This is a genomic window from Aquimarina ulvae (assembly GCF_053613295.3).
Genome location: NZ_JBSIBP030000001.1, coordinates 476,640 through 498,545, shown reverse-complemented (window position 1 = coordinate 498,545; position 21,906 = coordinate 476,640). Strand labels below are relative to the sequence as shown.

Below are 21,906 nucleotides of genomic sequence, written 5' to 3'. Positions count from 1 at the left end.
GCTTTTATAAATTTTTTAGTGCTTGTTTAATAATATTTTCTACGGTTTCGTTGGAGTTGGTTTTTAGGATATTATCGACAACTTTGCTTGCTTGTTTTCGATTAAATCCAAGGGTTTCTAAAGCAGATAACGCTTCATCTTTATTAGTATTGTTTTGGGATACAGAAAGTTCATCAATATCATAAACTTTAAGAATTTTATCTTTTAAATCAAGAATTACACGTTGGGCTGTTTTTGCACCAATACCCTTAATCGACTGTATAGTTGCCACATCATTAGAGGCGATCGCTTCTTTAATCTGATCTGGATGCAAGGAGGATAACATGGTTCTTGCCGTGCTGGCACCAATCCCGGAAACAGAAATCAAAAGTCTAAAAATCTCTCGTTCTGATTTCTCTACAAAACCGAATAATGTATGCGAATCTTCTTTTACCTGCAGATGCGTGTATAACTGTAAAAATTCCTGATCCGGTAATAATGAAAATGTATGCAATGAAATATGTAGCATGTATCCAATCCCATTACAGTCTATTATAACATCAGTAGGATTTTTTTCTACAAGTCGCCCCTTGATTTGTGTAATCATTAGTTAAATAAATGTTAAGCACCCAAAAGTAATAAAATTATACTACAATATCATTTAAAAAAACAAGCTTCAAAAACATATATCTTTGAAGCTTATTAAACTATCGTCCCTAACCCTTTATTTCTTATTGAGTATCTCCTGAAACCAGTGATACCATCTCTTTCTCTCTTTTTTCTTTCTCTTGGGCATCAATTACTGCAACAGCAGCTACATTCACCATTTCTTCAACACTTGCTCCCAATTGTAGGATATGAACAGGTTTTTTCATTCCCATCATTATCGGACCAATAGATTCTGAGTTATTTAATTCCTTAAGCATTTTATATGTACTGTTAGCAGAATCCAAATTAGGAAATACCAATGTATTTACCTTTCGTCCATTCAGTTTAGAGAAAGGAAATTTATCCTTGCGCATATCTCTATTCAAAGCAAAATCCATTTGTAGTTCTCCATCTACAATCAAATTAGGATAGTAGCGATGTAAATAAGAAACGGCATCTTTTACTTTAGTAGCATTAGGGTGCTTTGACGACCCAAAATTAGCATATGATATCATAGCAACTATTGGATCCACGCCAAACATCTCGACAGTTTTTGCTGTCATCTGGGCAATCTTTGCTAGTTCTTTGGAAGTTGGATCAATATTTATTGAAGTATCACTTATAAATAGAGGGCCTTTATTGGTCATCATCACATTCATTGTTGCTATACGCGTTGCTCCTTTAGCCAATCCAACCAGTTCTAACATTGGCTTTAATACGGTAGGATAACTTCGGGAATATCCAGATAATAGCGCATCAGCATCTCCTTCATTGACCATCATAGCAGCAAAATAATTTCGCTCTCGCATTAACTTTTGTGCTCCGTATAGGGTAATTCCCTTTCTGCTATTATCTTGCCAATATTTCTGGGCGTATCTATTTTTTCTATCTATTTCTTCATCTGCCTTGGGATCGATAATCGTCACTCCATTTGGGTCAAAATCAATCTCTTTCATTAATTCTATAATGATATCTTTTCTTCCTAGTAAAATAGGAAAAGCAATTCCTTCTTCTTTTACGGTTTGTGCAGCTTTTAAAACATCCAAATGATCTCCTTCTGCAAAGACAACTCTTTTCGGGCTGGATTTAGCACGATCTGTTAATAATCGAACCAACTTATTATCATTCCCCATCCGCTCTAACAGATCACTTTCATATTTATTCCAATCCTGGATTGGTTCTGTTGCTACACCGCTTTCTATAGCAGCTTTTGCAACAGCGGGAGGTACTTTGGCAATTAGTCGAGGATCAAAAGGTTTTGGTATAATATAATCTCTCCCGAAATTAAGTCTTGTTTCTCCATAAGCGATATTTACTTGTTCGGGAACAGGCTCTTTGGCCAGATCAGCAAGTGCTTTTACAGCTGCCATTTTCATCTCTTCATTAATACCGGTAGCTCTTACATCAAGAGCTCCTCTAAAGATAAATGGAAAACCAAGTACATTATTTACCTGATTAGGGTGATCACTTCGACCTGTTGCCATAATAATATCTTTACGGGTTTGTACCGCTAGATCATATCTGATTTCGGGATCAGGATTTGCCATTGCAAACACAATAGGATTATCGGCCATAGATATCAACATCTCCGGCTCTACTAAATTGGCCATTGACAACCCGATAAACACATCAGCACCTTTCATCGCATCCTCCAGCGTATCAAGATCTCTATCTGTAGCAAATTCAGCTTTTTCAGGAGTAAGGCTATCTCTAGTTTTGCGAATCACCCCTTTACTATCAGTCATTACAATATTTTCGGCTTTTGCCCCAAACGCTTTATATAATCGCGTACAAGAAACCGCTGCCGCTCCTGCTCCACTCACTACGATTTTAACTTTATCAATTTCTTTTTCTGCAATTTCTAATGCATTAAGCAATGCTGCTGCAGAGATGATTGCTGTTCCGTGTTGGTCATCATGCATTACAGGAATGTCCAATTCTTCCTTTAAACGCCTTTCAATTTCAAATGCTTCAGGAGCCTTAATATCTTCGAGGTTAATACCTCCAAAAGTTGGTGCAATATTTTTTACTGTTTCGATAAATGCATCTACATCTTTGGTATCTACTTCTATATCGAACACATCAATGTCAGCAAAAATTTTAAACAACAAACCTTTTCCTTCCATTACAGGTTTTGATGCTTCGGGACCAATATCTCCTAATCCCAAAACTGCTGTTCCGTTTGATATTACTGCCACCAAATTTCCTTTAGCAGTGTAACGGTATACGTTTGCTTTGTCTTTTTCGATTTCCAAACATGGCTCTGCCACTCCTGGAGAATATGCCAATGACAAATCTCTTTGGGTAGCATATTTTTTGGTAGGTACTACTTTTATTTTACCCGGAGTAGGTTTCGCGTGATAAATTAGTGCTTCTCTTCGTTTACTTTCGATACTCATACTAAATCAATAAATTTATGCGTGAATGTAAGATCAACCTCAAAATGCGCAAAGTTAACTTGTTTGTTTTCTCTGTTACTTATACCTTTTTCATAGCCAATACTATGAAAATAATTTAGCTTTATAAAAACTAAAAGCTATTACATTTTTATTTTTATATTTTCAAATTCATCTGTCTAGTACAAAGGTACAAGTCTATGTGAGATGCAAAAGGCAAAACCTAGTAATCTTCAAAAAAATTAAAAGTTCAAAAAAAACACTATGTTTTTATGAAATACATTGTGAATTATCTAATTAATTGTTCTTTTTTTAAATATATCATCAGGATCAACAAGCTCATCCAGCTGGGCTTTTAATTTCTGATCTAAAATACTTAACCCCAACTGATAGGATGCATTCATCCATCCAAATCCACTTGGAGTGATATAATCAAACTCGGTACCTACATTACCGTATTCAGCATATACTTTATGTGTACATTTTACCACATCATATTTTTCTGGAATAGTCCCATTATAATTAACAGCATTGGTTGTAATCATCCACAACCATCTATATATAAGCTCTTGCGCTTCTTTTTCGTAACCATAATTGATAAGACCTCTCCAGATTATCATTTGATGTGGTGCCCACCCATTAGGATAATCCCATTGACGTTGGGGGGCATTTGGATCTTCTTTATTTGTGATATCCGTAGTGGCAGCAATTCCTCCTTTTTGAACTAAGTTATCAAATAGACTTTTAACCATAGAAGCAGCCTGCTCTTTACTAGCCAATCCTACCCAAAGAGGATAATAATTAGTCGCTGATTCTATTTTTTGTTGTGTTTCAGTAGCAAAATTATAGTCATAGTAGACTTCTTTTTCTGCATCCCACAACAAATCGTGTATTCTTTTTTTTCTTTCTTCAGCTCTGGCTAGCCAAAACGATGAGGTATATTCTTTATTATTATACTTGAATTTATCTTCAAAAACTTCTCGAATGAGATACGCTATATCTTGCTCATACTTGTACAAAAGACTGTTTAATCCAACCGTATTTAGATCCGTACAAACATCGTCTAACCTATTGGAGGTATCGTGACCACTCTCTCTCATAGATCGATCGTGAGTAAAATACACATCAAGCTCTTTATCTCTAATATCACCAGCATCATACTTTTCTATAAATTTTTCCAGACTTAGGTTGTGTTTTTTCGCATACTTCTTCAATATAAAATCAAAATGACCTTCTTCCGTTTCTGGTGGGATACCGATCCCTTCTCCGTAAAAACGATTTAAACCTGTCTCCGTTAGCCGCATTCCTTTTTCCATCCATACTGTTTCGTATTCCTTAATAACCATCTCCAGATTATCAGACAACCATCCGTTTGAAACTTTAGGATTTTGCTGATAAATCTCTCTTATCAAAGAACTAAAAAAAGGCGGTTGTGTTCTGGTAAGATAATAGCTTCTGTTGGCGTTAAGGATTTTATTATAATACTTAACCTGATATCCAAAGTTATCTGACATAGACATCGCCAGATCCTGTCTACCATCAATCAATAACCCAACAGACTCAAAATAACTATCCCAGCCGTACATTTCATTAAATCTTCCTCCAGGAACTACAAACGGTTTGGCTTTATAATTTCCTTTTTCATCCTTACCGTGCGCTAAGTTTAGAATACCAGGAACCTCATTTAATGTCTTTACGTATTCTGGTGTTATCCGCTCTGGCAATGTAATTACTTTAAGTTTTGGAATTTCAGATTTTATGGATTCGAAATATGTAATTGCTTCCTTATCATGATATGGCACATATAATCTAAAGGTGTCTGTGACGGATTTTGTGTCTTCCAGTACCTTTTCCAATCCATTTTTATCAACTAACCTGGTAAGATTATCCCAATATCTAGTTTTTATTAATCTCGAAATTCGATTACTTGGGGATTCTGTTATTCTATTTAAGGAAATCGTATCATCTTTTTCTGCGATTGCCAATTCCTGAAGCAAATTAGACAAATGATAAGTTCCTTTTATGAGATTCGATTCTCCATAGGCATAGACAAACTCAAACTGCTTTGGACCTTTATCATCAATAGTTATCTTTTTATCTCCATCGGTATCCTCCTGAAGGATTAACTGATCAAGTGTTTGTTGATGATCCAAATATTCTCTTTTTGTCTCCTTTTTACAAGCTACAAACCATAGCGAAAACATCAGAATTACTATATAATCAAACTTTACCTTTAGCATGCTCAATAATTTATGTTACCAGAAAAAACCAACTACTACGGCTGTTATAATTAAAAGAATTACTGATAACATTCTGTAATTCTTATACCAAGGCAGTCCTGCAAGATCTTTTGACTCTTTAATAAACATTTCTTTTTTATATGTGTACTCTTTGATCTGTTGTGGTGATTGAGGTTTAGTCGCCAGACTAACAATCATATGCAATACGACACAAATGACAAACAACCAAGTTGCTTTTGCCAAGAAATGCAATTCATTTACCTCTGGTATCCAATCAAAAGTTTGGGAAAGGATCATTAAAACAGCCAATGAAAATCCAGTTAGTAAACTAACTATAGATCCATTACCATTAGCACGTTTCCAAAATAAACCTAATACAAATGTAGAAACTGCCGGTGGACAAGTATATGCAATTACTAATTGCAAATATGTCCATAAAGAATCACTTACACTCTCAATAAAAGGAACCCAGGAAATAGCTAAAACAACCAAAATTACAGTTGTTATTTGTCCAACACGCACTAATTGCTTACTTGTTAATTCTGGCTTAATTTGTTTCACAAAATCCATAGTCACCAGTGTAGACGCAGAGTTAAATGTAGCGGAAACCGATGACATCATCGCCGCCATCAATCCTGCCACTACCAAACCTAAAACACCTACTGGTAATAGTTGAAACAACAATACCGGATACGTAAGGTTTGGACAATCTGCAAGGTTATTACATACAGTACCATCTGTCAATGCATAGTTAAGACTGCTGATATCTAATGTGCTGAATAGTAGTAACGCTAATACTCCAGGAACTACCATAATAAAAATAACCGGTAGTTTTAGTAACCCTGCAAATAATGCTCCCCAACGTCCGTGATTGAGATCTTTTGCTCCCAATACTCGTTGTACCATAAATTGATTATTTGCCCAAAAATAAAACCCTAATAATGGAACACCTGTTAATAATCCCCACCATGGCATAAATTCATCGTTACTCGGTCTCACCAGGCTAAATACTTCATCTGAATTAGCAGGTATATATTTTCCTTCGGCTAAGCGATCTCCAAAATTAACTTCGCCAGCTATTAACATTGCATCTAATTTTGCCATCATACCAGACCATCCACCTCCTAATTGATCGAAAGCAAAATAGGTTAAAAAACAAGATCCAATAATTAGCAATACTGCCTGGATTACTTCTGTTTGGATTACGGAATTTAATCCGCCCGGAATGGTATATGCTGCTGCTGCAACTGCCAAAATCACTAAAATCAGTGTAGAATCCATCGAAGGAAACAACAATGTTAATACAATTTTACCCACATAAAGACCTGCGGCTGTATCTACCAAAATATTACCTACAACAGTAATGAATGAAAAATAATAACGTGATCTTTTATCGTATCTTCTTTCCAGAAACTCTGGCATTGTATACACTCCGGATCTCAAATAGAATGGAAGAAAGAAAATTGCAAAGAAGATCAATACAACTACCGCAAACCATTCGTAATTATACACATTTATATTCGTTTGATAAGCATCTGAAGCGAGTCCTACCAGCGTAGAACTAGAAATATTTGCAGAAAACAATGCGATCCCAACAATAGGCCATGTCATCGTCCTTCCTCCTAAAAAGTAATCTTCTGAGCTCCCTCTTTTTGATTTTGAAATTCCATAGATAATGATCCCGATGAGATACACTACAATAACCGTAATGTCGATATAAGATAATTCATTCATGTGTGAAATGTTTAATGCTTTATACTCTTTTTTAGCTTATCAGAATCCTAAGCTCACAAGTAATACGAACTAAAATTACTTAAATTTTTGGCTAAAAACCTGATGAATATACAAGATTATCTTAAAATTAATGTGATTATTTTGATCAAAATCGCAGACTTAATCTATGCAAACGTTTGTATTATCAGATTATCAAATAACAAAAGTCTTTATTTCAGGAATTCGATATTACGTTTTAAACCAGAAAACTTGGTTCGCTTTACTGCGGATTTTTGAAATATCTTAGAAAAAACATCTTGGGTAATTTCTTCCCAATCCTTTTTAGTCATTTCCAACAATTCGGGTTTGGGGTCAAAAAGAGGTTCATGATGTGACTTAGAAAAACGGTTCCAGGGACAGACGTCCTGGCAGACATCGCAACCAAACATCCAATTATCAAACTGTCCTTTGTAGTCTGATGGAATTTCCTCTTTCAATTCGATAGTAAAATAAGAAATACATTTACTACCATCTACAACATACGGATCCACAATTGCCTGAGTAGGGCAAGCGTCTATGCAGGCTGTGCACGTTCCACAATGGTCGGTAACCGGGGTGTCATACGCTAGTTCAAGATCTACAATGAGTTCGGCAATAAAATAATAAGACCCTACTTTTTGAGTAAGCAGATTGCTGTTCTTCCCAATCCATCCCAAACCACTTTTCGCAGCCCACGCTTTATCCAGAACCGGTGCCGAGTCTACAAATGCTCTTCCCTGGACTTCTCCAATATTTTCTGAAATAAATTCTTGAAGTTCTTTTAACTTATGCTTTATTACATGATGGTAATCCTGACCATATGCGTATTTAGAAATTTTAGGAGCGGCTGGATCTTTTTGTTTTTCTGAAGGGAAATAATTAAGCAATAGCGATATTACACTTTTTGAACCACTCACAAGTAATGTAGGATCAAGGCGTTTGTCAAAATGATTTTCCATATACGACATTTGCCCTTGCATATTTTGTTTCAACCATTTTTCTAATCTCGGAGCCTCTTGTTCTAAAAATTCTGCTTTACTTATTCCACAAGAGAGAAATCCCAGACGCTTGGCTTCCGTTTTGATTAATTGAGTATGCAAAGTTGTATTGCTCACAAGATCTTATCGTTTTTCAAATTTTAGTATTGCATTCACCGGTTTTAATGTAATCAATGGTTTTATTGCTATCTCGGATATCGATGTAGAAATTGTATATTTTTTTATCAACTCACTGACTGTATAAATCATTTCATACATTGCAAAATTACTACCTACACACATTCTTGGTCCAGCTCCAAAAGGAAAATACCAATCCGAGTATTCTTTCTTATTAGCTGAATGAAATCGATCAGGGTCAAAAACTGTAGGATTCTTCCAAAAGTCCTGATGTCTATGTATCTCAAAAAATGAAATTAGCACTGTGGTTCCCTTTGGTAGCTGGGTATCATTATATTGATCATCTTCTATAGTTACCCGATCAGAAAAATATGCAGGTGGATATAATCGCATAGCTTCCTCAATACATTGTGTGGTATATTTGTTTTTCTCAAACTGCTCCATCAAGGCCAGTTCGTCTGATCGGTACATCTTCACTTCCTTATATACCTTCTCCTGAATTTCGGGATGCAATGCTAACAGGCTTAAACAAAACGCCAATGCATTCGAGGTGGTTTCGTGTCCTGCGATAAAGAGAATCAATATTTCATCAATAAGCCTTTCATTATCCATTGCACTGCCATCCTCATACGTTGCACTCAATAGCATATCCAAAAGATCATCATAAGATTCTTTTGAATTTCTTCTTTCTTCAATAATCTTGTTCAGTATATCACGCGCCTCTTGAGTTAGGGCAAGGGTACTTTTAATTTGGCCACAGAGATGAAACCACCATCTTTTATAAGGTTGTCTTATTTCTCTAATTAAGGATTTCTGCGCTTCATCAGTAATATGTTGCAGCCTTGTCATTGTATCACCAGTATCCGTATAGCTAAATAAAGATTTTGCAACAACTTTAAAAGCTAAGTCATTCATTAAAGGATAGATATCCATGGGTACATCAGGTTGTATGGTAGCTAATTCGTCTTTAATGGTTTGCCTTATTGTTTTTGCAATTAGATCTATCTTTTTTTTATAAAATGCTGGTTGAATCAGTCTTCGCTGCTTTAACCAATGTGTTCCATTAGAAGTAAGCAATCCATTTCCTATATACTTCCCTAGGTCTTTGGTCTGAAGCGATGATTTGTGAAATTTGCGATGTTGACTTTGAAGCATATGCTTAGCAAAACCAGCATCTCTGGTAAAAACTACAGAGTTTCCGAATCCCAAATTTACCTGAAAAATATCTCCAAATTTTTCGAAGTTCTCATGGTGAAACGGTAGTGGATTATTTAAAATTCTTTTAGCATTTCTGAGCACTTTCAAAAAGGAGACTTTGGGAATCATCATAGTTTAAATTGTTACGCTTACAAGGTTTTAAAACAAACCTCCCTGAATTCCACCTTTGATCCGTCCAAGGTGTTTATATGCTGCTTCTGTTACCTCTCTACCTCTGGGTGTTCGCATAATAAACCCTTGTTGAATTAAAAAAGGTTCGTATACTTCTTCTATCGTTTCTGCACTTTCGCTTACCGCAGTTGCTAATGTTGTAATACCTACAGGCCCACCTTTAAACTTGTCTATAAGTGTTGTTAAAATCTTATTATCCATTTCATCCAAGCCGTGCGCATCTACATTAAGCGCTTTGAGTGCGAATTTAGAAATCTCTATATCAATAGTTCCATTACCTTTTATCTGCGCAAAATCACGTACCCTACGTAGTAAAGCGTTTGCGATTCTTGGTGTCCCCCTACTCCTTCCTGCTATTTCGATAGAAGCTTCCATAGAGATAGGAACATTTAGAATATCCGCACTTCTTTCTACAATAGTTGCTAATAACTCTGTCGTATAATATTGTAATCTGGACTGAATTCCAAAGCGAGCTCTCATTGGTGCTGTTAACAAACCAGATCTGGTAGTCGCACCTACGAGTGTAAAGGGGTTTAGATTAATCTGGACAGTTCGTGCATTAGGGCCACTTTCGATCATAATATCGATTTTATAGTCCTCCATGGCCGAATACAGGTATTCTTCTACGATTGGACTCAATCGATGAATCTCATCTATAAACAATACGTCTCTATCATCAAGGTTGGTTAATAGTCCAGCTAAGTCACCTGGTTTATCAAGAACCGGTCCTGAAGTAACTTTGATTCCCACGCCTAGTTCATTGGCAAGGATATGTGCTAATGTTGTTTTACCTAAACCTGGAGGCCCGTGAAACAATGTATGATCCAGTGCTTCATCTCTTAAGTTTGCGGCCTGAACAAAAATCTTTAGATTTTCTAATACCTGATCCTGTCCGGCAAAATCCTCAAAAGCAAGTGGTCTTAAAGCTCTTTCAATATCCAGATCCTCATTAGAAAAGTTTTCGCTCGATGGATTTAGATTTTCGTTCATAAACAACTATTTTCAATGTTTTGTAACAAAGATAACATACTAACACTAAAAATTATTTTGAATTAACATCAAATAAAGTTAGCATTATTGTTTTCATCTATAGGTTTAGCACATATTAAAAACTTGAGATAGAAAAACATTGCTACAATATCTGCAGAATATATGACCGCTTCAAAAACCGAAGTAGGATAGTACAATTCCTGAATGGGAACCAAAGCATTTACTAATATACAACTACTCGCAGCAATTAATAAATAATAAGAGTTTGTATGACGATTTCCTAAATAAATTATGAAACAACATCCCAAAAAATAAAACAACGAAATAATAATCATTAAAGCATAAACTATCGAGTTTTCAAAACCTAGCATAGTCATATTAAAAATAGAAAAGGTAAGATAAATAACCAATAGCAAACCAATCAATACAGAAGGTGAAAATATTTCATTGTATCGAATCTTCTTAAAAGAGACGAACGCTAACAATAAATACGCACATAAAAAATAATATAGCGGTAATAATATTCCTATATAATCAAAAAACTTTTCAAAATCATTCAAAATCAGAACATCATTAACCATAATAATAATGATAATCAAAGGGTACAAAACATGTACTTTTTTCTTGTTTTCAAGATAGATCCAAATAAGTGTTAAGGATGAAAGAGGTTTTATAAAAACCAGTACTTCATTACCAAAAAACAACCCACAAAAAAACACGACTGCAATAGCTATGTAACATGAAATATGTGCTGGTGATTGGAGGTTCAATTCGGTTTATTGTATTTATGCCTAAAATAAAACTAAAATTCAACTAAACAAACTACTACGTGATGCTTCTTCACTATAAGATAGTATACAGTTTCATAAAAACAAAACCCTTTTGAAGTCAGTTCAAAAGGGTTTCATATATATTATATTATTATTTGTTTAATGATGCATTTCTTCTTCACCATCTTGCAATGGGATAATTTGTGAAACAAAATCTTGTCCAGGAATCACATACTCACCATCTTCCCTTGTTTTACTGTAATCATAAGGCCATCTGTATACGTGAGGAATAGCACCCGGCCAGTTACCGTGTAAATGTTTAACAGGAGTAGTCCATTCCATCGTATTTGATTTCCAAGGATTCTGTGCTGCTTTCTTTCCGTAGAAAATAGAGTGTATGAAGTTATATAAGAATACTAATTGTGCTGCTGCCGTAATTAGCGCAAATATGGTAATCAAAACATTCGTATCTGCAAGATCATCAAAATATGGGAAAGCACTATTGGTATAATAACGGCGTGGTAATCCAGCCATACCAATAAAGTGCATTGGAAAGAAAACTCCATAAGCACCGATAGCGGTAACCCAGAAATGTACATATCCTAAATTCTTATTCATCATTTTACCATACATCTTCGGGAACCAGTGATATACTCCTGCGAATAAACCATATAATGCAGAGATACCCATTACTAAGTGGAAGTGTGCTACCACAAAGTATGTATCGTGCACATTGATATCCAAAGTACTATCACCAAGAATGATTCCAGTAAGACCACCTGTAATAAAAGTGGATACTAATCCAATAGAAAATAACATCGCGGGATTGAGCTGCAAGTTACCTTTCCATAATGTTGTTATATAATTAAATGCTTTAACCGCAGACGGTATCGCAATCAATAATGTTGTAAATGTAAATACAGAACCTAAAAATGGATTCATTCCTGAAATAAACATATGATGTCCCCAAACAATGGTAGACAAAAATGCAATTGCTAAAATCGAAGCAACCATCGCTCTATATCCAAATATAGGTTTACGCGCATTTGTTGCAATAATCTCTGATGTTATTCCCAATGCTGGCAACAATACGATATATACTTCGGGATGACCCAAGAACCAGAATAAGTGTTCAAAAAGTACTGGAGATCCACCTTGATTGTGTAATACTTCTCCAGCAATGTAAATATCACTTAAATAAAACGAAGTTCCGAAACCTCTATCCATTATCAATAATAATGCTGCTGATAGTAAAACGGGGAACGATACAATACCAATAATAGCTGTAACAAAAAATGCCCAGATCGTTAATGGCATACGAGTCATTGACATCCCTTTAGTTCTTAAATTAATTACAGTTACTACATAATTAAGTGAACCTAATAAAGAAGAGGCAATGAAAATAGCCATCGATACCAACCACAGTGTCATTCCTGTACCAGAGCCACCAATAGCTTGTGGTAACGCACTTAATGGTGGATAAATTGTCCAGCCGGCAGATGCAGGTCCTGCCTCTGCAAACAGCGACAATACCATAATTACACTACTTAGGAAAAACAACCAATATGAAATCATATTCAAGAAACCAGAAGCCATATCTCTAGCTCCAATTTGTAATGGAATTAAAAGGTTACTAAATGTACCACTCAACCCGGCTGTTAATACAAAGAAAACCATAATGGTACCATGTATGGTGACTAGCGCCAAATACATACTGGGATCCATAACGCCATCCTGTCCAAACTTACCTAGTAAAACTTCAAAAACAGTAAATTTATGATCAGGCCATGCTAATTGTAGTCTAAATAATAGAGACATGGCAATACCGATAATCCCCATAATCAAACCAGTAATTAAATACTGTTTGGAGATCATCTTGTGATCCTGACTAAAAATATATTTAGTTATAAATGTCTCTTTATGATGATGTCCGTGATCGTGATCTTCTGCGTGACCATCTACGTGTGCTATTGCTGACATACGAATATTATTTTAATAAAAATATATTAATTTCTCTCTTTCTCTTTTTTCTTAATTACTTGCCTGAGCAGATAATTGTTCTTTAAATGTTTGTTGTCCTTTCAACCATGCACTATAATCCTCTTCAGATTCAACAACAATTTTCATTTGCATGTTATAATGAGAAGCTCCACATATTTTATTACATAATAAGTAATAATCAAATTCATAATTCTCCAATGCTTCATCACCAGCTGCCGTCAACTTCTTACTTTTCTCCCTTCTAATTTTATTAATCGTAGCCACTTTCTCCACCATAAACTCACTGTTACGCATTTCTTCAGAAGTCATTATAGGTGTATAAGAAAACTCCGTTATCATACCAGGAACAACATTCATTTGGGCTCTAAAAAATGGCATGTAAGCAGAATGTAGTACATCTTGGGAACGCATTTTAAAAATCACCTTTCTATTTACTGGCAAGTGCAATTCGTTAGCTATCTTATCATCCATACCATACGAATCTGAAGCATCTAAACCTAATGTGTTTACCCCTTCTATAAAACGAACATTTGCTTTTCCTAACACATTATCTTCTCCAGAATATCTAGCCCTCCAATCAAACTGATAGGCATATAACTCTATTATTAATGGATCTCCCTCTTCCTCGTCGATATTCATGATATCTGTCCAAGTAAACAATCCATATATGATCAAGCCAGCTAATACAATAACAGGAATGATTGTCCAGATAAATTCTAATTTATCATTGTCTGCATAAAATAAAGCTTTATTATTTTTATTACCTCTGTACTTGTAAGAGAAGAAATGTAATAACCCTTGTGTAATGATTTGTACAAACATGATCAATACCATAGAAATTAACATCAACCTATCATATTCTACTCCATGTTCTGAAGCAGATTCCGGAAGGAAAAAGCTATTGTATTGTACGAAACAAAATATCGTTAAAAGATACATGAATATCACAAAAGCAAGCATCAACTTACCTTGTAAGTTATTATCCTTGTCGTTAGCTACCTGAGAATTATCTGCATCTTTAGCTTGAGACAATTTCAATATTTTTGACATCTGCCATAAGGAGATTCCAATAAGCGCTATAACTACTATGGTTAAGAATACAGTCATTTTTATCTATGTTCTTTTTTAGATCTAATTTTTTTAATAATGAAAGTGTTTACTTTCTTCAATATAAGGGTTCCCTTTTGCTAATAACGGTGCTTTGGTAAGTGCTTTAAATACTACAAATAAGAATAAACCTAAAAACAATAATACAGCACTAATTTCAGTAATACCAATAAACCAGGATTCTCCTACGGTTGCAGGCATTACCATGTTGAACACATCAACATAATGACCACATAAAATAATAATCCCCGCCATAACTACAAACCAATTAATACGTTTGTAATCACTATTCATTAACACTAATAAAGGGAAAATAAAGTTCATTACAACCATCCCAAAGAACGGTAATTTATAATCCTCAATACGTGTTATGAAGTATGTTACTTCCTCCGGTATATTAGAATACCAGATCAACATAAATTGTGAAAACCATAGGTACGTCCAGAAAATACTCACACCAAACATAAACTTAGCTAAATCGTGGATATGGCTATCATTAACAAACTCCATATACCCTTTAGACTTTAAATAAATTGTAATCAATGCTATGGTGGTAATTCCCGATACAAATAAGCTGGCAAATACGTACCATCCAAATAAGGTACTAAACCAATGTGGATCAAAACTCATAATCCAGTCCCAAGACGCCATCGATTCTGTATATATAAAAAACACAAGGAATCCGGCAGCAATTTTGAAACTTTTCTTGTACCATTTATTTCCTGTTGGATCTTCATCTTGTTTTCTAGAATATTTAATTGCAAAATGACGATATAAGAACCACCCACCTAAGAAAAATGCAGCTCTAAAAATAAACCAACCACCATTTAACCAACTAGCTTTCCCTTGCAATAACTTATCGTGAGCGACTACTTCAGGATCTGCCCAAACGAATAGATGATTTATATGAAAGCCTGATAAAGCGAGTATTACAAAAAGTATAATTCCTCCAGGAACTAAATATGCGGTTATTGCTTCCATTACTCTAAATAACACCGGAGACCAACCCGCTTGCGCTGCAAATTGTATTGCATAAAATGCTAATACTCCCAATGCAATCATAAAGAAGAAAAAAGCGGCTACATAAAGTGCAGCCCAAGGCTTATTTTGTAATTGATGTAATATGTGTTTGTAATGCTCATCCCCGCTATGATGGTCTTTGTCAAGACTATCTTCAGCATGAATGGTATTTCCTTCGTGCGTTTCAGTTGCTTGAGATTCTCCATGTCCTTCTCCGTGCGCATCGTGTGCTACCATCTCTTTTACATCTTCAATCGTACTAGGAGCGGACAAAAATCCATATCCAAGCCCTAAAGCACCTATAACCACAAGGATGATAGAAAATAATCTTAATTTACTTGATAGCGTATACATATCTATATAATATCGTTATTCTTAACTTTTATTAATTAGTGAGTTTCTTCAATTTCTGCAGGTCTTTTCTCAACCTCTGGAATTAGATTTGAAGGAGCATCACTTTCCTTGTCTATCCTTGGTGTTTTACCCTCAAGATCAGCTTTCAATTTTTGCACGTATTGAACAATTTGCCATCGTTCATACTCATCAGTCTGAGAAGCATACGATCCCATAGAATTAATACCATAATACATCACGTGATAGATACTTCCTTCTGTGATTGCTCTACCTATGTCATCATAACTAGGAACACCAAGTATTTTTTCTCTTTGAACCAAAGTACCTTTACCATCACCTTTATCACCGTGACAGATAGCACAATATATAGTGTATAATTGCATTCCTGCTGCTTGATTCTCTTTAGTATACCGTATTGGATTTTTTAAAGAGTCTTTTGCCAATTGATATCCTTCAGGTTCATTTTCAAAATCATAGGGCATCCATCCTCTGGGAATAGAACCAACTGCTGGCAACATAGCTTCCTGATTGCCAGGAAAAACATCATACTCACCATAAGCTTCGTACCCTATTGGCTCATACATATTAGGCATATATTGATAATTTGGTTTTGAATCTTTTTTACAAGACGCAATACTTAGTATCATTATTACAACAACTATTATCTTTAAACTATTCTTCATTATTACGAATGGTTATCTTCTTGCTTATCTATTACTTTAATTTCTACAGCACCTGTATTGCTCAAGAAATTGGTCATTGTATCCACATCATGGTGTCCAGCATCAACTTCCATTAAGAAATGGTCATCTGTGGTTCTCACATCCGGATTTTCAGCCTCTTTAAATGGCCATAACTTACTTCTCATGTAAAAAGTAATAACCATCAAGTGTGCGGCAAAGAAAACGGTGAGTTCAAACATAATCGGAACAAATGCCGGCATGTTTTCTATATAACTAAAACTAGGTTTTCCACCGATGTTTTGAGGCCAATCCTCGATCATGATGTAATTCATCATTGTAATTGCCACAGTTAACCCAACACATCCATACATAAAGGACGTTATTGCCAATCTGGTCGGCGCTAATCCCATTGCTTTATCAAGACCGTGAACAGGAAAAGGTGTATAAACCTCTTCTATATGATAACGTTCGGCACGAACCTCCTTTACAGCGTCCATAAGGACGTCATCATCTGTATATAATGCATGTATAACTTTTGATGCCATACTTCTAGTTGTTTTTTAATTTTTCTGCCTGCCCCGCCCAATCATCGCGTTGTGCTCTACCGGGGAAAGATCCTGTAATACTATCTAATAAATTGTATTCGGTTTCAGTCATCCTACTTACCTGATCAAAGGTGAAAATACCCAGTTCATTTAGCTTCACTTCCATTACCGGACCAATTCCATTTATCCTTTTTAAGTCATCAGGTGTTTGAACGTTCGCATCAAAAGCACCTATATTACCCAATAAATTATCTAAATTCTTTTGATTCTCTTCAGAATCTACATCTTTTACAATAGTCTCAGAAGAAACCTTTACCCCAATCTTTGGAAGCTCATCTCTATGATCTATTCCAGCTTCTCTAAGTTTTTTATACTTCTCACCAGATGATTTCAAAATAGTTTTAACTTCTGCTTGTGCAATCACAGGGAATGTACGTGCGTACAACAAAAATAACACAAAGAAAAATCCAATAGTACCTATGAATATTCCAATATCTACAAATGTAGGAGAGAACATCGTCCAAGAAGATGGTAAGTAATCTCTGTGAAGTGAGGTTACGATAATTACAAACCGCTCAAACCACATTCCTATATTAACTACAATAGAAATAATGAAAGAAAACATGATACTTCTTCTCAGCTTGGGAAACCACATAAATTGCGGAGAGAACACATTACACGACATCATCGCCCAGTATGCCCACCAATATGGACCAGTTGCTCTATTCAAGAATGCATATTGTTCGTATTCAACTCCTGAGTACCAAGCAACAAAAAGCTCTGTGATATATGCCACACCAACTATAGAACCAGTAATCATAATTACGATGTTCATTAACTCTATATGTTGTATTGTAATGTAGTTTTCTAAATTAGATACCTTTCGCATAATGATAAGCAATGTGTTTACCATTGCAAACCCAGAGAAAATCGCACCCGCCACAAAATATGGAGGAAAGATCGTTGTATGCCATCCCGGAATCACAGAAGTAGCAAAGTCAAAAGATACAATTGTATGTACCGAAAGTACAAGTGGAGTTGCTAAACCTGCAAGTACCAAAGATACTTCTTCGAAACGTTGCCAATCTTTTGCTCTCCCACTCCATCCGAAGGAAAGAATACTATATATTTTCTTATTAAACGGTGTAATTGCACGGTCTCTGATCATTGCAAAATCAGGTAATAAACCAGTCCACCAAAACACCAACGATACCGAAAGGTATGTAGAGATTGCAAATACATCCCACAGTAGCGGTGAATTAAAGTTTACCCATAAGGAACCAAACTGATTCGGAATCGGCAAAACCCAATACGCTAACCAAGGACGTCCCATATGAATGATCGGAAACAAACCTGCCTGAATAACTGAAAATATAGTCATAGCTTCTGCAGATCTATTAATTGCCATTCTCCATTTTTGACGGAACAACAACAATACCGCAGAAATTAATGTTCCTGCGTGACCTATACCTACCCACCAAACAAAGTTGGTAATATCCCAGGCCCATCCTACAGTCTTATTTAATCCCCAGGTTCCGATACCTGTAGAAATTGTGTAAATTATACAACCTATTCCCCATAGGAAAGCAAAAAGAGCGATAGAAAAAACAATCCACCAAGATTTATTTGCTTTACCTTCAACTGGTGCAGCAACATCCACAGTAACGTCGTGGTACGTTTTATTGCCAGTTACTAAAGGCTTTCTTATAGGTGCTTCGTAATGAGACATAATCCTTTATAATTGAATTGATTCTTTATTTAGTTAATTAGGCTTCCGAAGTATTTCTTACTTTCGTCTGGTACATCACATTTGGTTTAGTACCTACATGCTCAAGTAAATGATACATACGTTTATCCTCAGTTAATTTGGCTACTTCACTGTCTTTATCATTGATGTCTCCAAATGTCATTGCTCCAGAAGAACAAGCAGCTGAACAAGCCGTTTGGAATTCTTCATCCTTCACAACTCTTCCATCTCTTTTGGCGTCCAAAATCGATTTTTGTGTCATCTGGATACACATAGAGCATTTTTCCATTACCCCTCTTGAACGAACAGTAACATCAGGATTCAACACCATACGACCTAAATCGTTATTCATATGGTAATCAAATTCATCATTTTTGTTATACAAGAACCAGTTAAATCTACGTACTTTATAAGGACAATTGTTTGCACAATATCTAGTACCCACACAACGGTTATATGCCATATGATTTTGACCTTGTCTACCATGAGACGTTGCCGCAACAGGACAAACAGTTTCACAAGGGGCGTGGTTACAATGCTGACACATTACAGGCTGGAAGGCAACTTCAGGATTATCAGAAGGAACTTCCATTTCTCCGAACTCAGACAATGAACTTCCCAATCCAGAGATAGCATCTTTCTTATCATTATCTCCTTCAAAACTATCTTCTGAAGAATAGTAACGGTCAATACGTAACCAGTGCATATCACGAGATCTACGGATCTCAGACTTGCCTACTACAGGAACATTATTCTCCGCATGACAAGCAATTACACAAGCTCCACATCCTGTACATGCATTTAAGTCTATAGAAAGATTAAAATGATGACCAACTGAACGATCAAATTCATCCCAAAGATCAACTTCTGGTGAAGTCACTTCGTATTCTATATGATTTTTGCTCACTTCAGGAACTGCATTCCATTCGTGTTTATCTTTTGTATTAAATATTTCAAGAGTCGTTTCTTTGATGATATCTCCACGACCCATTAATGTATTATGCAATTGTACACAAGCGAATTCGTGAACTCCTTCAGCTTTCTCCAATTTTACCGATTGAACTGCATTTTGATTTTGATACAATACATATGCATTTACTCCAACTTGCATTTCCTCCTTAAGACCGGCAGTTTTACCATATCCTAAAGCCAACCCAACAGAACCTTGTGCTTGTCCAGGTTGAATAATTATTGGCACGGTAATATTCACTCCATTGGCAGTAACCGTTGCATAACTACCATTTAAGGCACCATTGGCAACATTCTCGTTTGTTAAGCCTATAGATTCTGCATCTGCTCTAGAAACTGTCAAATAGTTATCCCAAGACGCTCTTGTAACAGGATCAGGCATTTCTTGCAACCAAGGGTTGTTTGCCTGTTGTCCATCACCTAAAGCGGTCTTAGTATATAATGTAAGCTCGAATCCGTTTGATTTTGCAGTAGACAACCTTCTAGCTGCGGCACCAACATTAGGACCAGCAGGAGTTGCTATCGCTTCCTCATCCCCTTCTGGAGCAGCAATAGCTGCCTCTAAGGATTCTTTAGCAAGCACAGGCTTCACTAACACTCCATCGTGTAACGCCTGATTCCAAGATGTCCCTCCCAGAACCCCAGTCCAAGCATCCTTAATATAGTCATTGTATGCAGCTGAATTTCCAGTCCATTTTAATAATGTCTCTTGAAACTGACGTGTATCAAACAAAGGACGGATTGTAGGCTGCATCAAGCTATAACTACCTTTCTTTAACTCAACATCGCCCCAAGATTCTAAATAATGCGGTGTTGTCGCCACATAATTACATTCTGAAGCGGTTTCATCATTGTGCATACTAAAGGCAACTGAAACATCTACTTTTTTGATACCTTCTTTAAATTCACTTGCATTAAAAAGTGAATATGCAGGATTCACACCGGCGATCAACAAACCTCCTACACGACCAGCGTTCATATCTTTTACTAGCTGAGCAACCGCTTTTGTGTTACCCTGACGAATTTTTCTTGGCGTATCTAGATTGAATGCTTTACTACCAATATGTTTGTTAATTGCTAACACCAATAATTGTGCATCTACATCTTGAATTCCCGAAACCACAATAGCATTGCTACCGGCCTTCTGAATTTGCTTAGCAGCTTTTACCACCTCGGCATCCAAAGAAGCGTCTAAAGAACCTTTTGATCCAGCTCCTGTCACATACTTATATAAAGCAGCCAATACTTGTTTTTGCTGAGTTGGTGTAGCTTTTATTCTTTTATCTGCATTTGCACCAGAAAGAGACATATTTGCCTCAAACTGAATATGCTTAGACATTTTTCCATTCTTAGGAACACGACCCTTAGCGTATCCACTATCATATCCTCCTCCTTGCCAGTCTCCCAAGAAATCTGCTGCAACACTAACTATAGTGTTTACTTTAGAGAAATCATAATCGGCTAATGCTCTTTCTCCATACATCATTTCATAAGCGTCTAATGCCTCGCTAGAAGAAACAGCGTCGTATACAACGTGAGAAACATTGTTATATCTAGCCTTAAATTCTGCTATTAACTTAGAAATTGAAGGACTTGCAAAAGTCTGAGTTAACAAAACAATTTTTTTTCCACCTAAACTATTAAGCTTCGTTCCAACCTCTTTATCAAGCTGTTCCCAACTAATATCCTCCTCACCTTTCTTAGGGCCTTGTAAACGAGCGTTATCGTATAATGATAAAACAGACGCGTGAACCCTAGCATTGGCATCTCCATTAGAAGTCGCCAGATTATTATTCTCTACTTTAATTGGACGACCTTCTCTTGTTTTAATTAAAATACTTGCAAAATCAAAACCATCAGCAATCGTTGTCGCATAGTAATTAGCTACGCCTGGAACAATTCTTTCTGGCTGGACCACATACGGTATTGATTTGATCACAGGACCTTCACACGCCGCTAAAGAAGCGGCCGCAGTACTAAAACCTACATATTTAAGAAAATCACGACGAGAAGTCGAAGAACTTTCCAGAGATGGTTTATCTCCTAAAAACTCATCCGTAGGAATCTCCTGAACGAACTCATTTTGTTGTAGCGTCTCAACAATAGAGCTATTCTCATTTAGCTCTTCAACACTTTTCCAGTATTTCTTGTTTGATGACATATATAATTGATATTAGCTTCTTATTTATTTTTTTTACGTA

15 protein-coding genes are annotated in these 21,906 nt (G+C 35.9%); all 15 read right to left on the bottom strand.

The genetic code is table 11. The features are described 5' to 3' along the window. Positions 1-4 precede the first annotated feature (4 nt). Positions 5-586 (bottom strand): Holliday junction branch migration protein RuvA, encoded by a 582-nt coding sequence (gene ruvA, locus ACWGOQ_RS02145; protein ID WP_452056903.1) that lies wholly within the window; start codon positions 584-586, stop codon positions 5-7. Between the two features lie 124 nt (positions 587-710). Next, positions 711-3,026 carry an NADP-dependent malic enzyme gene (locus ACWGOQ_RS02140; protein ID WP_452056902.1) on the bottom strand — a complete coding sequence of 772 codons (2,316 nt, stop codon included), beginning with the start codon at positions 3,024-3,026 and terminating at the stop codon, positions 711-713. A gap of 290 nt (positions 3,027-3,316) precedes the next feature. Next, positions 3,317-5,263, bottom strand: a complete 1,947-nt coding sequence (locus ACWGOQ_RS02135) for a trehalase family glycosidase (RefSeq protein WP_452056901.1) — start codon at positions 5,261-5,263, stop codon at positions 3,317-3,319. Between the two features lie 15 nt (positions 5,264-5,278). After that, positions 5,279-6,997, bottom strand: a complete 1,719-nt coding sequence (locus tag ACWGOQ_RS02130) for a sodium:solute symporter (protein WP_452056900.1) — start codon at positions 6,995-6,997, stop codon at positions 5,279-5,281. A gap of 209 nt (positions 6,998-7,206) precedes the next feature. Continuing rightward, positions 7,207-8,130, bottom strand: a complete 924-nt coding sequence (queG, locus tag ACWGOQ_RS02125) for a tRNA epoxyqueuosine(34) reductase QueG (RefSeq protein WP_452056899.1) — start codon at positions 8,128-8,130, stop codon at positions 7,207-7,209. A 6-nt stretch (positions 8,131-8,136) separates the two neighbouring features. Continuing rightward, entirely contained in the window at positions 8,137-9,459 is a 1,323-nt protein-coding gene (locus tag ACWGOQ_RS02120) for a cytochrome P450 (RefSeq protein WP_452056898.1), read from the bottom strand. Between the two features lie 27 nt (positions 9,460-9,486). Further along, positions 9,487-10,509: a Holliday junction branch migration DNA helicase RuvB gene (gene ruvB, locus ACWGOQ_RS02115; protein ID WP_452056897.1), complete on the bottom strand. Its 1,023-nt coding sequence runs from the start codon at positions 10,507-10,509 to the stop codon at positions 9,487-9,489. A 68-nt stretch (positions 10,510-10,577) separates the two neighbouring features. Continuing rightward, positions 10,578-11,117: a hypothetical protein gene (locus tag ACWGOQ_RS02110; RefSeq protein ID WP_452056896.1), complete on the bottom strand. Its 540-nt coding sequence runs from the start codon at positions 11,115-11,117 to the stop codon at positions 10,578-10,580. Positions 11,118-11,438: 321 nt separating this feature from the next. After that, positions 11,439-13,259 (bottom strand): cytochrome c oxidase subunit I, encoded by a 1,821-nt coding sequence (locus ACWGOQ_RS02105; RefSeq protein ID WP_452056895.1) that lies wholly within the window; start codon positions 13,257-13,259, stop codon positions 11,439-11,441. Between the two features lie 51 nt (positions 13,260-13,310). Further along, entirely contained in the window at positions 13,311-14,387 is a 1,077-nt protein-coding gene (locus tag ACWGOQ_RS02100) for a cytochrome c oxidase subunit II (protein ID WP_452056894.1), read from the bottom strand. A gap of 33 nt (positions 14,388-14,420) precedes the next feature. Beyond that, positions 14,421-15,761 (bottom strand): quinol:cytochrome C oxidoreductase, encoded by a 1,341-nt coding sequence (locus ACWGOQ_RS02095; RefSeq protein WP_452056893.1) that lies wholly within the window; start codon positions 15,759-15,761, stop codon positions 14,421-14,423. Positions 15,762-15,796: 35 nt separating this feature from the next. Continuing rightward, positions 15,797-16,444 carry a c-type cytochrome gene (locus ACWGOQ_RS02090; RefSeq protein ID WP_452056892.1) on the bottom strand — a complete coding sequence of 216 codons (648 nt, stop codon included), beginning with the start codon at positions 16,442-16,444 and terminating at the stop codon, positions 15,797-15,799. Positions 16,445-16,446: 2 nt separating this feature from the next. Continuing rightward, the gene (locus ACWGOQ_RS02085) at positions 16,447-16,989 is read right to left on the bottom strand and encodes a DUF3341 domain-containing protein (RefSeq protein WP_452056891.1); all 543 of its coding nucleotides are present in this window, start codon (positions 16,987-16,989) and stop codon (positions 16,447-16,449) included. Positions 16,990-16,993: 4 nt separating this feature from the next. Further along, a complete protein-coding gene (locus tag ACWGOQ_RS02080; RefSeq protein ID WP_452057204.1) occupies positions 16,994-18,721 on the bottom strand; it encodes a helix-hairpin-helix domain-containing protein in 1,728 nt (575 codons plus the stop codon). A 34-nt stretch (positions 18,722-18,755) separates the two neighbouring features. Continuing rightward, a complete protein-coding gene (locus ACWGOQ_RS02075) occupies positions 18,756-21,866 on the bottom strand; it encodes a TAT-variant-translocated molybdopterin oxidoreductase (RefSeq protein ID WP_452056890.1) in 3,111 nt (1,036 codons plus the stop codon). Between the last annotated feature and the right edge of the window lie 40 nt (positions 21,867-21,906).

Coding starts and splice junctions, on each gene's coding strand:
- ruvA (WP_452056903.1), bottom strand. CDS start 586: ATGATTACACAAATCAAGGGGCGACTTGTAGAAAAAAATCCTACTGAT.
- ACWGOQ_RS02105 (WP_452056895.1), bottom strand. CDS start 13,259: ATGTCAGCAATAGCACACGTAGATGGTCACGCAGAAGATCACGATCAC.
- ACWGOQ_RS02130 (WP_452056900.1), bottom strand. CDS start 6,997: ATGAATGAATTATCTTATATCGACATTACGGTTATTGTAGTGTATCTC.
- ACWGOQ_RS02140 (WP_452056902.1), bottom strand. CDS start 3,026: ATGAGTATCGAAAGTAAACGAAGAGAAGCACTAATTTATCACGCGAAA.
- ACWGOQ_RS02095 (WP_452056893.1), bottom strand. CDS start 15,761: ATGTATACGCTATCAAGTAAATTAAGATTATTTTCTATCATCCTTGTG.
- ACWGOQ_RS02085 (WP_452056891.1), bottom strand. CDS start 16,989: ATGGCATCAAAAGTTATACATGCATTATATACAGATGATGACGTCCTT.
- ACWGOQ_RS02120 (WP_452056898.1), bottom strand. CDS start 9,459: ATGATGATTCCCAAAGTCTCCTTTTTGAAAGTGCTCAGAAATGCTAAA.
- ACWGOQ_RS02100 (WP_452056894.1), bottom strand. CDS start 14,387: ATGACTGTATTCTTAACCATAGTAGTTATAGCGCTTATTGGAATCTCC.
- ACWGOQ_RS02090 (WP_452056892.1), bottom strand. CDS start 16,444: ATGAAGAATAGTTTAAAGATAATAGTTGTTGTAATAATGATACTAAGT.
- ACWGOQ_RS02075 (WP_452056890.1), bottom strand. CDS start 21,866: ATGTCATCAAACAAGAAATACTGGAAAAGTGTTGAAGAGCTAAATGAG.
- ACWGOQ_RS02135 (WP_452056901.1), bottom strand. CDS start 5,263: ATGCTAAAGGTAAAGTTTGATTATATAGTAATTCTGATGTTTTCGCTA.
- ruvB (WP_452056897.1), bottom strand. CDS start 10,509: ATGAACGAAAATCTAAATCCATCGAGCGAAAACTTTTCTAATGAGGAT.